At 53.0% G+C, this 11,756-nt stretch carries 10 protein-coding genes; all 10 read right to left on the reverse strand.

Annotation, left to right across the window (positions count from 1 at the left end; genetic code table 11):
* Positions 1-197 precede the first annotated feature (197 nt).
* The 10 genes from C4318_00210 to ccsB all read right to left on the reverse strand — a co-directional run bounded on the left by C4318_00210 (position 198) and on the right by ccsB (position 11,715).
* Positions 198-1,457 carry a hypothetical protein gene (locus C4318_00210; GenBank protein ID MER3453570.1) on the reverse strand — a complete coding sequence of 420 codons (1,260 nt, stop codon included), beginning with the start codon at positions 1,455-1,457 and terminating at the stop codon, positions 198-200.
* 17 nt (positions 1,458-1,474) lie between these two features.
* Complete coding sequence (locus C4318_00215; GenBank protein MER3453571.1) at positions 1,475-2,365, reverse strand: hypothetical protein; 891 nt, start codon at positions 2,363-2,365, stop codon at positions 1,475-1,477.
* A 60-nt stretch (positions 2,366-2,425) separates the two neighbouring features.
* Positions 2,426-2,971: a hypothetical protein gene (locus C4318_00220; protein MER3453572.1), complete on the reverse strand. Its 546-nt coding sequence runs from the start codon at positions 2,969-2,971 to the stop codon at positions 2,426-2,428.
* A gap of 296 nt (positions 2,972-3,267) precedes the next feature.
* Complete coding sequence (locus C4318_00225; protein ID MER3453573.1) at positions 3,268-4,179, reverse strand: hypothetical protein; 912 nt, start codon at positions 4,177-4,179, stop codon at positions 3,268-3,270.
* Between the two features lie 13 nt (positions 4,180-4,192).
* Entirely contained in the window at positions 4,193-4,546 is a 354-nt protein-coding gene (locus tag C4318_00230) for a cytochrome C oxidase subunit IV (protein MER3453574.1), read from the reverse strand.
* Between the two features lie 14 nt (positions 4,547-4,560).
* Positions 4,561-5,085, reverse strand: coding sequence for a hypothetical protein (locus C4318_00235; protein ID MER3453575.1), 525 nt, complete (start codon positions 5,083-5,085; stop codon positions 4,561-4,563).
* Positions 5,086-5,199: 114 nt separating this feature from the next.
* Positions 5,200-7,098 carry a cytochrome c oxidase subunit I gene (gene ctaD, locus C4318_00240; protein ID MER3453576.1) on the reverse strand — a complete coding sequence of 633 codons (1,899 nt, stop codon included), beginning with the start codon at positions 7,096-7,098 and terminating at the stop codon, positions 5,200-5,202.
* A 107-nt stretch (positions 7,099-7,205) separates the two neighbouring features.
* Positions 7,206-8,330, reverse strand: a complete 1,125-nt coding sequence (gene coxB / locus C4318_00245) for a cytochrome c oxidase subunit II (GenBank protein ID MER3453577.1) — start codon at positions 8,328-8,330, stop codon at positions 7,206-7,208.
* A gap of 54 nt (positions 8,331-8,384) precedes the next feature.
* Positions 8,385-10,514 (reverse strand): hypothetical protein, encoded by a 2,130-nt coding sequence (locus tag C4318_00250; protein MER3453578.1) that lies wholly within the window; start codon positions 10,512-10,514, stop codon positions 8,385-8,387.
* Positions 10,515-10,647: 133 nt separating this feature from the next.
* Positions 10,648-11,715, reverse strand: coding sequence for a c-type cytochrome biogenesis protein CcsB (gene ccsB, locus C4318_00255; GenBank protein ID MER3453579.1), 1,068 nt, complete (start codon positions 11,713-11,715; stop codon positions 10,648-10,650).
* Positions 11,716-11,756 lie beyond the last annotated feature (41 nt).

Consider the following 11,756-nt stretch of genomic DNA (forward strand, 5'->3'; position numbering starts at 1 on the left):
CAGCAACAGGGCGAGGGCAGATAAGGAAGAGATGACTCGAAAACCCCGACCTCCCAAGCGCCATGACCCTGGAGAATTCGTCCGAGTTCCAGAATCTCTAGCAGCCACAGGAATCGTCGAAGGGGTTCGAAGGGAATGCGACGCGGGACAGACTCCGAGTGCTTCCTCCCCAGCTTTTCCAGAGTAGTACTCCTCTCTCAGGCAGCTACGGAGGGATACGCCTTTATGACCTTTTCGATCGTGTAGTAAAGGCGGGAGACCGCCCCTCGATCCAGTGGATTTCCCAAGTGTCCCGCCACTACCAAAAACCACGACATTATTCCCTTAGATCGCATCCCCACTTTTCCGAAGAGATCCAGTAACTTGGGCTTCCCTATCAGATAAGCGAAGAGTTGTGCAGCTTTATAGTAGGGACCGTAAAAATTCTGCAAAGTCCGGGCATACTCCGTCTGACACAAAGCCTTACCTCTTCGCTTCGAGTCGATGATCATCTCCGAAGCTATCTCTGCCATCTCTAGGGCATATCCGATTCCCTCACCGGTAAATGCATTAATCCCCGCAGCCGCATCCCCTATTGCTAGCCAATTAGCTCCGGCCTTTGGATCAATAGCTAGTCCCATTGGCAGCTTTCCGCCTTTCGGCTTTGATATTGCATCTTCGGGTAGGACTCCCCAATCCGGACCGATCGCCTCCACAAAAGTGTCTTGTAATCGCGCTGTGTTTACCTCCTTCCAGCCTTTATAAGAAGTCAGTAATCCCACCCCCACGTTGATCGAGCCATCCCCGAGAGGGAAAATCCACCCATAAGCAGGAAGGCGTTCGCCCCGGTGCGACAGGTCGAGCCGGGCCTCTATCCACGGATCGCGGTCTTTGGGGCTTTGGTAGTAGCCTCTCATCGCGATCCCCATTGGATAGGCACGATCCCGCACCGCTCCCAAAGCCCTCCCTATGCGGGACAGTGATCCATCGGCGACTACCAAAAACTCTGCCTCAATCGTTCTTTGCATCAAGGACTTTTTGTCCAACACGTGGACCCCTCTCAAAACCCCGTTTACAACCAACGGGCGTGTCGCTTCGTGTCCATCTAGCACCGCGGCACCACACTCTTTCGCGAACTGCGCGATATCCGAGTCGAGCATGCTTCGAGGGGATGTGAGTCCGAAACTCGGGTATACCGGGTGATCTGGCCAAGGAAGCTCTAGACGCTGACCGTATCCGATGGCCCTTAGTCCGATGACTTTGTGGTAAGACGAAAAGCGGTGCGAAAGGCCTAAGTCGTCGAGGGCTTTCACGGCTCGGGGAGTTATGCCATCCCCGCACACCTTCTCTCGGGGATACTCAAACTTCTCGAGAAGTACCGTGTCCAATCCTGCGTATGCAAGGCGCGCCGCAGTCGCTGCGCCGCCGGGACCACCCCCGACGACTACAACATCGGCAGTGTCCGGTACGAGAGACACCCGGCTCTCTCACTCCCTTAGGAGCTACTAGCAGCGGCAGCGGCTTCGCCGGCCAGAGACCTCTCGAATTGAACAACTGCCTGGATCTCGTCGGGTGAAAGGGTGTTACCAAAGGCAGGCATGACTCCCCTAGGAGGCCTGGCATTGGCTCCCCATCCCTGCGGAAAGGCTTGATTTCCTTTGGTGACAAACTCGATCTGAGCCGCAGCGGTTGGAAAATCCTCCAACAGAGTCGTGCCGTTGTTTTTGTTGAGCGGCCTACCGACTCCGCCTTCACCGTTTGGTCCATGACACGCCGCGCAGCGCTGGGCAAAAATCTGGGCGCCGTCGGGGCCTTGCTTCTTCGTACCCCCCGCGCCAGGCGAAGGAAGTGGCTTTCCATCACATGTCTGAAGCTGGCCATTGCCTCCCACTTTGAGAGTGCCAGCCTGTCCACACTGTACGCCGTGGGAAAACTGGGTCAGGTACAGGATCGAGACAATGGGTATTATGACGAACGCTAGCACAAGCCAGCCTGGAGCTCTAGAGGACGCAACCTCTTTTATCCCCGCCGCACTCTCCACCAACTCTTCGGGCGAGTATCCACCTGCAGCGGCTAAATCCGCGCTGGGAAACGGACTCCCAGCCTCGTCCACCTGCCCGCTAACAGCGACGCCAGGCTCCGGCTTTGGCGCAGCCTGCAGAGCTGTTTCCAAAGTAGTAGCAGGTGACGCAGCAGAAGGCTCGGGGGCAGGAGCTTCTGCCGAATCAGGCCGCGCCTCTGCCGCGGCTGGCGGCTCGGAGGAAGCTGCCTCTTGAGCCTCGGGCGACTCTTCTTCTACTGGCTCGACAGACTCGCCCTTTGCAGCCTTGGCTCTCGCCATAGCCTCTCGAGATCTCTTTAAGAGGTGTTCAGGAATTTCTACCATCGCCCTATTTCTCTATTGGTCTTGTTCGTTACCCGGTTTTCTCACTTGCTTGCCCATCTGCTACTTAAGCGACTGAAGATAAGCGACGAGATCTGCCATTTCCTCGTCGCTCAAGTGAGCAAAAGATGGCATCGTAGACCAGGGTCTGTCTTTGCGAGGATTACGCAAGTAATCAGCTAAGTCGTTGCGATTCTTAGCAATTTCCCTAACTCCAACTTGAGATAGGTCAGGACCAATGCGCTGGTATCCCAAAGCTACAGGGTCGTCGTAGGCATAATCGCCCGCCGTAGACGCAGGACCTAGGTAGGCGTCCGTCAGTATGGGGCGTACTTGTTGGGTGTGACAGGAGTAGCATCCTTGGGATATGTAGATCTTGCGGCCTCTATTTTCAGGCGTACCTGCGATCGCAGCAGACTTTCTCTGCTCGGCAACTGAAGAAGGTGTTTTATAAGAAGGGTCGGAGGAAGGACCCGCGACCGCAAGAGCCCATCCGAGTCCAATCACCAAAAGTGCCCCTATTACGATTGGGACAATGTTCTCGTAGCGAGTCCTACTGCCAGTCCCCGAAAGTTGACTTTCTTCTTCTCGATTGCCCAAATCTTCCATCTGTCAGTATCTCTTTATGAATGTTCGCACGAACTTTCTCTACCGATGTCTTCTTCCCCAAGGTAGCCTTTTTTCCCTAAGTATCCTTTTCCTAGCTAGCTCCCTTCGTTCGAGGCTTTCTCATCTAATGGGCAACGTGCCTTGTCGACGCTCTCACCCGCAGTCTGGTGCCGTATTCCGCGGCACTAGACCACAATCTAGAACCAAGTGCGGTAAAAGCTGCCGAACGGCCCCAAGCAAAAACTCCTCAGAACGGACCGCACCTACAGTACGAAAACCAAAATGTGAAATTCCAATCATGGATGCCCCGACACAACCAGAGCATCCGTATCATCCCTGGCCTCAGTCGGGGATGGGCCGGGGTGCGGCTCCCAGCGCGGATTCGTCCCTCCCCCTCCGCCGCCCCTAAAGCGAGAGGGTATGCCAGCTTCCTGTCCCTCAACTGCGTACCATCTGAAAAAGATCACAGCAAGATAGGTCCATATTACGAGTCCTCCTATCACTTTCATTACAAAGCCTGCCATCTGCTGATCCGACAAGACACTCACTCCATACAGCCTGGGCGCCTCACCATAAAAAGGAACTATGACGCCTTGCGCGAACGTAAAAAACGACGCCGGAACGGTTGGCAAAATCGATTGAACGAAGAGATAAAGCATTTGAGCCGGAGGCGATATACGCCGTATGCGAGGAGTAGGACTATAGACAGGAAGCCACATTATAAAAGCGCCTGCAATAATTAACAAATGCATGGACTGGTGAAACAAATTAGATCTACTCATGAGGTCAACCAGTAGTGGCCAGTGAGAGAGGGCTACGACCGAGTTGTAAGCGAGAGTCGCAGCGACAGGACGAGCAATCTTTCTTAACGCTTTCAGTACAGGGGTCGGTAATGCGCGCTCAATCAACCATGCGGGGGTACCCCATAACATAAATGGTGGTACCACGAGCATTAGCAAAATGTGTTGCACCATATGAGCGGAGTAGAGGTAACCGTCCGATATGTCATGGAGTGGCCACGTAGTTGCAAGGAACGCGACCCCCACTCCGCTCAAAAACAAAACCTTCTGACTTATCGTGGCTTTCAGCCTCGATATGCTTCCGAAGTAAGCAAGGCTAAAAAAGTAAAGAAGGCATATAAGGACCCAAAAAAGAATGGTCTCTAAGTGAAGATGAAAGGGCGGCAGGCCAACACTGGGTTGCTCCACCGCGAAAACCTCCTCACGCTTTTATAGTACCGAACATAGCTAAAACAGCTGCGTATATCGCAATAGCCGTGACTATTCCGACCAAGAAGAGGCGTCTGAATATAGGACTGTCAAATCGCAAGTGCATGTAAAAACCTGCTACCAGAGCAAATTTTGCCGCGCTTAGCGCTAAAAGAATGGGAACAATAACCTGTCTTACTCCTTCAAAATAAAACACCCACACCTCAAGCAGTGTAACGACGCCCAGCACTACTGCAACTAAAACGTAAATGCCGGGCCCAGGATGTGACCGCTCCCTGGAGTGACGATGGGACTCTGCTACCACAGCAGAACCCGCACCCCCAGACTGAGTTCCCAACTGCGCCATCTATAAATGCTCCCTCAAGGAATCAAGTAAACGACCGTAAAAATCACTATCCACACTACATCGACAAAATGCCAGTACAAACCCACCAATTCTACTGTTTCTGCATGCTCGCTATTCAGCCGTCCCAGCAATGATGCGCCGAAAAGAGTCAAAAGCATTATGATACCCACGGTGACGTGAACACCATGGAAACCTGTCAGAACATAGAAGCTCGTCCCAAAGAGATTCGTGGAAAGCTTCAGCCCCTCGTGAACGAAGGTAGTGAACTCGTAAACCTGCCCGGAAATAAAGGTCATTCCCAAGGCAGCTGTGGTTAGCAGCCATATGCGCGTCTGACGTTGATCTCCTCGCTGAATTGCGGATAGTGCTAGTACCATTGTTAGTGAGGATGCTAGAAGAACAAACGACGAAACCGAAGTGTAGGGAATGTCATAAATCTCGTGCGGCTTTGGCCCTGTAATGCTTCGGCCCTTGTATAAAAGATACGTGGATATGAGCGCACCGAAAAGCAAGCATTCGGAACCTAAAAAAGCCCACATGGCGAGCTTTTTATTTGAAAGACCCGTATAGGTCGCTTCTTCGACAGGATGAAGCGCTTCTATTTCTTCGTCAATGTGAGTTTGAAGAGTTGCTGTGTCTTCTGTCATATCCAATCACTCCGCAACAGGCTCTAACGCCCAGCCATAAAGACCTGTCACTGAAACCAATCCGCCGAATATTGCCAGTGGAATCCAATAGAGCAAACCGAATGCAATCAGTGGTAAACCTAGCGCTGCGACAAGTGGAAAGTAAGAAGGCGACGGCATATGAATGTGCAAGTCCTGTGAGTGTCCGTGCTGGTCATCCTTTTCTGAAACCTCGAGGTTGTTTTCACCATCGTCTGCTCCCTGTACCACCCGTACCGCGCTCTCGTCTTCAGTGACAGCATACTTCTTATAGAAAAAGTCGTCTCTTGACTCGATCACAGGAATCTCTGCGAAGTTGTACTCCGGTGGCGGCGACGGAATCGTCCACTCGATTGTCCTGCCATCCCACGGATCCGAGCCAGCTTTCACCCCGCGTTTAGCCGAGTAAAGCACGTTCACTATAAAGACAAATATTGACGAAGCTATTACAAATGCTCCGACTGTCGAAACTATGTTCCATAAATTCCAACCCATTTCTGGAGAGTATGTATAGATTCTCCGAGGCATACCTTGCAGCCCCAAAAAGTGCATAGGAAAGAAAGTTAGGTTGAACCCAATAAACTGAAGCCAAAAGTGAAGCTTACCAACCCGCTCGTTTAGTAGCCGTCCCGTAACCTTCGGCATCCAGTAATAAATCCCAGAAAATATACCAAACAGTGCTCCGCCGAAAAGAACATAGTGGAAGTGGGCAACAACATAGTAGGTGTCAGTTTGCTGAAGATCTGCTGCTGAAAGGGAGTGTGTGACCCCACTCAAGCCACCGATTACAAACATTGCTATAAAGCCCAACGCAAACAACATTGCAGTTGTCAAACGTAGTCTTCCGCCCCATATAGTTCCGAGCCAGTTAAAGATTTTCACACCAGTTGGAACCGCAATAAGCATGGTGGAAAGCGAAAAAGCAGTCACTGCTACTGGACCCAGTCCTACGGCGAACATGTGGTGTACCCACACCCCCCAGCCGATAAATCCGATCGCGATGCCAGAAAATATGACAAACGGATATCCAAACAGCGGCTTCTTTGAGAAAGTAGGAAGGACCTCAGACACGATTCCCATGGCCGGTAGCACCAAGATATACACTTCTGGATGACCGAACAGCCAGAAAAGGTGCTGCCAGAGCACCGGATCTCCTCCAGCTGCGACATTGAAGAAGTTTGCGCCGTACATGCGGTCAAACATCAACATAAACAAGGCCACCGCGATAACTGGCATAGCGAACAATGTCAGAAAGGCAACCACCAGCGTCATCCAAACGAATGCGGGCATCCGCATCAGAGTCATGCCAGGCGCTCGCAAGTTGATAATGGTGACTATGAAATTGACCGCGGACGCTATCGAGGCAATACCGAGGATTTGAATGCCCAGTACCCAAAAATCTATTCCATGGCCTGGCGAATAGTGGCTGGTGAGATTTGCGTATCCGAACCAACCGCCATCTGGAGCCCCACCGAAGAAGAACGAGGCGTTGAGAAACAGTCCTCCCAACAAAAACACCCAATAGCTAAATGCATTTAGTCTTGGAAACGCAACATCTCTTGCGCCAATCATCAAAGGAACGAGGTAATTAAAGAACGCGGAGGAAAGTGGCATCACAACAAGAAAAACCATAGTGGTACCGTGCATGGTGAAAAGGCGATTGTATGTTTCCGCGCTTACAACGCTAGCTTCGGGATGCGCCAGCTGAAGACGGATGATCAGAGCCTCAATCCCGCCGACGATGAAGAATAAAATCGCGGTTGCTCCATAGAGTATCCCTATCCTTTTGTGGTCGACAGTGGTCAGCCAGCCAACCAACCCTTCTTTCGTTCGAGGCCTTGAAAATATGCCGGCTGTTCTAGTTCTAGGTAATGTCGCTACAGCCATATCGTTACCTCGCTACAATCTCAAGCTCTCCCGGTCGAGGAGTAAACCGAAACGAGTGTGTCGTTTGGGCTGGAACCCGACCGGCTCGCCGACAGACAGCACACTCCTCACTCCAGGCTTCGCAGATATGCCACTAAGCTTTCAATCTCAGCCTGCGACAATCCTAGTTTAGGCATCTTTGCACCCGGCTTGACTCCAGGGGGATTGTGCAGCCAAGCAGATAGGTTCTCGTCGTTGACTTCGAACAGCGAGCCCGCGAATGTCGAGCGGCTTGCAAAGTGGGTCAGATCGGGTCCCACCCGACCTTGAGCATTTGTTCCTGCAATCGTGTGGCAGCCTATGCACGCGCCGGTCTCGAAAATTCTCTTTCCGTCTGCTGCCTTGGTTCCCTCAGGCGGAATCCGGGCGGGCTGTTTCTGCCTCTCTACCCATTCCCGGAAATCGGGCTCGTTCTGAACAACGGCTCTAAGACGCATGTTTGCATGTGACATGCCGCAGAACTCGGCGCATTGTCCGTAGAGAGGTTCGCTTTCTGGCTGGTCTGCCTTTATTACAATTGTGCGCTCCTGCCCAGGGAACACGTCTTGCTTTCCTGCTAACTTCGGAATCCAAAAGCTGTGCACGACATCGACAGAGGTCAGCGTCAATTTCACTTCCCGGCCTGCTGGAATGTGGATTTCATTGGCAGTCCTAATTCCTTCCTTCACATACTCGTACTCCCACCACCACTGGTGGGCAATCACTTTGACGTCTAGGAAATCAGCTTCACGGGGAGGGCTATGTTGTTTCCAAATCAGGCGCACATTAGGAACAGCAACAACAATCAGGATCAGAAAAGGAATAATCGTCCAAACAATCTCCAAACGGGTGTGCCCATGAATTTGCTTCGGAGCCGTACCTTCGGTCCGGGGATCTCCCTTGTCTCGAAAGCGAAACACCGCCACCAAAAGTATCGTTTGAACCACAATAAAGATGATTCCGGCTACGACAAGCACCGGAACCATAAGATTTACGATGTCTCTTGCGCCTTCGCCGGATGGCTGCATCCAGTTCTGTGGCATTCGCTCAGCGCAAGAAGTCAATCCAAGCGCCAGACCTGCCACCGACCAGAGCGGCAGCCATTTTGTTGCTTGAAGACAAGGTCTTTGGGAAATGTAGCCGCGTCTTGTAATTTTTTTCTTGCTCCCTACCATCATCGCCACATCGCAAAAACTATCAGAAACATCCGACACATCGCCTCACACGCGCATCGGCTTGCTAGCCGAATAAATAGATTCAATTTCACCTCATGCGACTCGGAAAATCCCTTTCATCGTGGGATGGACATCGCAGAAAAAGTAATAGGTACCCTGTTCGGATGGCGCGACGAAACTATATGTGATGGAGCCCTGACCTTGTAACGACCCCTGAAACACCGGATTCTTCATTTGTTCATCTCTGTAGACTGAAAAATTGTGTTCGAGTGGATCTTTGTTTTCGAATGCCAAAGACACTGCAGCCCCAGCGGGTACCTCAAGCGATGACTTATCGAAAGCAATGTTCTGGGCGGTCAAAGAGACAGTCACTGATGTCCCCGCAGCTGTTTCGCCAGAAGCCACTTCTTCAGCTGCCTTTAGCCTCCACTGGGCGAAGGCTCCTCCTCCTACAACTGCAAGCACTCCAACTATAAGAACTCCTGCTGCCACACCCGAACTGAGGCGCCGCCCAGCCGCTAGAAGCGAGGCGACACCGAGGACCACACCGGCCATAGCCAGCGCCACAGCCGTCGCGTGTGCTTTGGATCCATACCGTTGGACAGCTAGGAGAATCCGAGAAGCGGAATATACGACCACAACTACCGTGGCTGCCGAAGCCAGCGGAAGCATGACAGGCTCCACTAATCGCCGGCGGGCTTCTTCGGGCACTACCTCCGCTTGCGGGCGAACACTGGCAGCCTCCTCGGGAAGACTGACCGTCTCGACAAATCCAGGCTCTCCTCCGATGAGAGTCTTAATGCCGTTAGAGAGTGCTGAAACCGCAGACACTGCCATCGCTGCCCACCCAAGGGTTGCCATACCCGCGAACCACCTCTGGGGGCCAGCTATCGTCTCCCACGCCTTCCCCGAGGAAACCGGAAAAGCCTGTGCCGCACCCGAATTGGCCAGGAATCCCTGCACAGCACCGCCAACGATCTCGGCGATCGCTACCGTGAGGAGGCCCGCCACAAAAAGTCCGAGCTGCCAGTCGATCACCCGAGGATATCCCCAAAGGCGACCGGTAATTCTAGGCAATGCAAAGTATGCACATCCGAACAGCCACGACCCGACTACACCGAAAAGCAAAACCCTTTCTATTCCGTACCCGGCGCCTGTCAGTCCAGTGATTTGGTTTACCGAGCGCAGGACTGAAATCGGAAGCAAAACGGTGTACAGCAATAGCAATACAACTCCAGTGGTCATCCAGCGAACAACGGGGGACGTTGCCACTTGAGGCCACGTTCCTTTGAGACTCTTGGTAACGTTCGCGACCGTTGCGAGAAGGGGAACGGTAGCCGAGATAGCAAAAGCAATGGAAACACTTTGGTAGGCTCCAGAAGCGGGGGAGAAAACAAGACGAGCGCCGCCAGCAAGCCCCCAGAAGATTGCAAATCCCCACAACGAGAGCTGGGCAAGCCTGCGCGAGTATAGAGGGCACCCCGTCTCTTTCGGGAGCACATAGTAGGCAACACCCGTCCCCACAACAAAGAGCCAAAGCCCTAGTACGTACTGAGCAACAAAGGCTCCTTGGATCGCCTGACCAATACCCGCATAGATAGGAAGCGACCCAAGAGTGAGAGCAGCGGGGAGCCACATTAGAGCCGCCACAAAGTACCACAGAGAAGGGTAGAGCCGCTGCTCCACGCGGGTAAGAATCGACAACATCACGCTCACCAGGACCACGAGACTAGAGGCGGCCATCGCCAAATGCAACGGAGCCGGATACTCGAGAAGCCACAAGGGTCTTCCAAATCCCGCAGCAACTGTCAGTGCTCCGACTCCAACCAGCCCTGCCCAGGCAAGAGCGTTGAGAGCGAGTATTTCCCCAAAGCGTAGCGGGGTTCCTGTAAGACGCGGGACTATGTACAGAATGGCCCCGAAAGCCGCAGATGATAACCATCCGTAAACGGCGATGTTCCAAGCGACAGGAAGGAGGTTGCCGTGGGGAGCTAACTTTGCATTAGCTTCGGCTAGGCTAACAACTCCGGGAGACATCACTGAAGCAGCCCACACGAACCCCGCGAGGCATGCACCGAGAAAAAACACTCCCGACACAACGAAGTACAGACGGGATGCGAGGTCTCCCTTTGAGCTTTCCAGCTGAGCGGAGCTCCTCGACCGTTCGTCAGTTCTCACGGGTGTGGCTTCAGTTGCAGTCTCTTGTGTGAGAGTCGCTGTCACGTGATTCCTTCGAGCGATCTACGTCTATTCGACGTCTATTCGATGTCTACGACTACTGGCGGATATTTTGGGCTTCTTGACGAGGAAACGTCAAAGCTGCCCATTGAGTCCTCGTACAGCACCAGGGATCGACTCACACTCCCGCATAAGAGTGAAGGCCGGCTATCCATAAATTAACAGCGAATGTGTTGAAGATGATCGCGGCGCCCCCCACGATCGCTAACACCGCTGCGCCCTGTCCTCTCCAACCCCGTGTAGCTCGTGCATGAAGATAGGTCGCAAATATCATCCACACGATAAATGACCAAACCTCTTTTGGATCCCAACCCCAGTAGCGCCCCCATGCTTGCTCGCCCCAGATCGCTCCTGCAATAACTCCGAGAGTCCAGATTGGAAACGCCACCATTACGAGTCGATATGCGAGCTGATCCAGCTTGCTAGAAGAAGGAAGGCGCGCCACGATTCCAGTCGCCCTGGACTCTCCCGTGCTCAAGGGAGCAACACGCCCTGCGGCAGTGGCTGTCATCGCGCCAGGGCCTTCGCGTCGTACAGAGCTCCCGCCGGTCTCCGCCAGGACTTCTTCCAACTCGCCTCGGCCCAATCTCGCCTCCCTGATCTTTTCGGAGTCTAAAACATGCTCTGGGATTTCATGGTCGATCATCAGTGGCTCTGTTTGATGTAGGCCATGCTTGTTCTCCCAGCCGAGACGGATTAGATACAGCACAGAAACGACCGATGCCAAAAGGAGAATGCCCGCCCCACTCATGACCAAGAAAACGTGGAAGAGAAGCCAGTTGGAGCGAAGTGCGGGTTGGAGTGGTCCAGGTTCTGCGTAGAGAACCCATCCCACGCCCATCCATACTGCTACGCCCGATAAAACAAATCCCCCTATATAAGCGGCCTCGAATCTCTTGGCCACTGCTAGATAAGCAGCTACCATCACGAACGAAGAAGCCATCGAAAACTCGTACATGTTTCCCCATGGCGGCCGGCCAGCGGCCATTGCTCTAGTAGCCAAGGCAGCTAGATGGGACGTGGCGCCGATGCTGGTCACGACAAGAGCGACCGATCTCAGCAGCTTCGAGTTCCAAGCAAGGCTTGCAAAATGAACCCCGACAGCTAGTAGGTACAAAGAGACGGCGACAACGAATGCAGTGTTAGATAGGGAGCTGAATGTCGCTTTTGGACCGCTGAGTATCATCCTAATTCCGCTCCTACTAGCAAACCATCATCGCTTTCCAC

This window comes from Acidimicrobiia bacterium (assembly GCA_040289475.1).
GTDB lineage: Bacteria > Actinomycetota > Acidimicrobiia > ATN3 > PSLF01 > PSLF01.

What these genes read in the sequence shown, in the direction of transcription:
- ccsB (MER3453579.1), bottom strand. Translation starts at nt 11,715, where the DNA reads ATGATACTCAGCGGTCCAAAAGCGACATTCAGCTCCCTATCTAACACT.
- C4318_00215 (MER3453571.1), bottom strand. Translation starts at nt 2,365, where the DNA reads ATGGTAGAAATTCCTGAACACCTCTTAAAGAGATCTCGAGAGGCTATG.
- C4318_00235 (MER3453575.1), bottom strand. Translation starts at nt 5,085, where the DNA reads ATGTGGGCTTTTTTAGGTTCCGAATGCTTGCTTTTCGGTGCGCTCATA.
- ctaD (MER3453576.1), bottom strand. Translation starts at nt 7,098, where the DNA reads ATGGCTGTAGCGACATTACCTAGAACTAGAACAGCCGGCATATTTTCA.
- C4318_00230 (MER3453574.1), bottom strand. Translation starts at nt 4,546, where the DNA reads ATGGCGCAGTTGGGAACTCAGTCTGGGGGTGCGGGTTCTGCTGTGGTA.
- C4318_00220 (MER3453572.1), bottom strand. Translation starts at nt 2,971, where the DNA reads ATGGAAGATTTGGGCAATCGAGAAGAAGAAAGTCAACTTTCGGGGACT.